Source organism: Pseudoalteromonas sp. S3260, assembly GCF_005886925.1.
In the GTDB taxonomy this organism is placed as follows: Bacteria; Pseudomonadota; Gammaproteobacteria; order Enterobacterales; family Alteromonadaceae; genus Pseudoalteromonas; species Pseudoalteromonas tetraodonis.
Map to the genome: position 1 here is coordinate 1 of NZ_PNCV01000059.1, position 1,416 is coordinate 1,416.

1 protein-coding gene is annotated in these 1,416 nt (G+C 45.2%); it reads right to left on the reverse strand.

Annotated features, from left to right (window positions below; all coding sequences use genetic code 11):
- Window positions 1-89: 89 nt before the first annotated feature.
- Window positions 90-1,416, reverse strand: a 1,327-nt coding sequence (locus CWC14_RS10800) for an ISNCY family transposase (protein ID WP_138562877.1), incomplete at its 5' end; no start/stop codon positions are given.

Here is a 1,416-nt window from a genome sequence, read left to right on the forward strand (position 1 = left end):
AGTGTGATTACCAAGGGATTATGTCGGTCTAATTACCGAGCGACTTTGTCGTAAATAGCATATCAGCCAGTTGCTAAACTGGCTACCTTTTATGCCGATTCAGCCAGAGCATTAGATTTTTCGACTCGCAATGCGGTGGTATTCATATTGTTTCTTAGCCACATGCTGCGCACACCGCCCGCGCTAATATCAACACCAAGGGCTTCACTGAGCTTTATCGCGACTTTCTGCTGACCAAGGTGAGGGTGTTCAATTGAGAATTGCACAACGGCGTCTTCTATCGCCTTATCCACACAGTTTTTGTGCCGTAGATTAGGTGTTTCTTGGCGTTTTAATGCTTCAGGGCCACCTCGCTTAACTAGTCTTAAGTGCCGATGAATAGTGTCTCGTGATACGCCACTTTGGCGTGATGCAGCGCTGACGCTTCCGAGTTTTTCGATTAACGCTAATACTTCAAGTTTCTTCTGTACTGCCAAGTCTTCTGATGCCAGTTTGCTTGGTTCATTAACTTCCGAGATCTTGAGTTTGCGACCAGCGAAGTGAGCGGTAAACCCTTTTTTACTCGTGTTCCTTATCTCGATTTTCTGATTGGCAATGGAGTGCTTGAGCGGTGAATCTATTAGGTAGAACTTATTGCCATAACTGAAGGTATGGTCGTTACGTATTTTACGATGGTCTTTAATGACGCAGATATCATCAAGGTTGATGTGTTTCGACAGAGGCGTAAATTCAGGTGCTTGCTTTGATTTTACTTGAACTTTCGACTGCCAGAACTGCGGAATGAAGATATGCTTAAGGTAGGCATTGGCAGCGGCAATATCGTTAATATTGTTCAACCTAAGTTCGGGCACCAATCGGTCTTGGAAGGTATCGAACGCCCGTTCGACGCGCCCTTTACCTTGTGGGGAATTGGCAAAGATGATTTCAATGCCCAGCTCCTCACAAGCCCTCTGCATCTGTGAGAAGTTGCAGCGCTTCGGGCCGCCGAAGATACCCGCTCTGTCCACATAAAGCGTTTTAAACACACCTTTCGTTTCGATACAGTCTCGCATGACTTTCAAGCATCCAACGGTGGTCTCTGACGGGAAGAACTCAGCATATACTTCACTGGTCGCATCATCAATCATGGCAATTAAACAGTGCTTTTTATCCCCAAACCAGCGATGTGGACTGCCATCCATTTGCATCATTAGACCCGGTGCTTCCATGCGCTCTCTGCGCTTTCGAACATTGCTACGTCTTCGTTTGGCTCGTTTAACGTGATGAATATCATGTGCCCAACCGCGTAGGGTTTCACGCTTAATAACAATGTTCTCATTCGTAGCTAATTGTTCAGCCAAGTGCAACAGATTCAAATCGTAATATTTTTCCTGAATCAATTTTTGAACCACTTTTTTTATTGATACCGGCGTTTTT